General features: G+C 53.8%; 1 rRNA gene. It reads left to right on the top strand.

Features of this window, described 5'->3' with window-relative positions:
* Positions 1–279, top strand: a 23S ribosomal RNA gene (locus tag M3180_RS22490); the annotation flags it as partial.

The following is a 279-nucleotide window of genomic DNA, read 5'->3' on the forward strand; positions in this document are numbered from 1 at the left end:
TTAATCGCCCGAGGGGGCCGCAGTGAAAAGGCCCAATCGACTGTTTAGCAAAAACACAGGTCTGTGCGAAGTCGTAAGACGAAGTATACGGGCTGACGCCTGCCCGGTGCTGGAAGGTTAAGGGGAGCGGTTAGGGATTTATCCCGAAGCTGTGAACCGAAGCCCCAGTAAACGGCGGCCGTAACTATAACGGTCCTAAGGTAGCGAAATTCCTTGTCAGGTAAATTCTGACCCGCACGAATGGCGTAACGAATTGGGCGCTGTCTCAACGAGAGATCC

Origin of the sequence: Paenibacillus camelliae, from assembly GCF_023715345.1 — a bacterium.
In the GTDB taxonomy this organism is placed as follows: Bacteria; Bacillota; Bacilli; order Paenibacillales; family Paenibacillaceae; genus Pristimantibacillus; species Pristimantibacillus camelliae.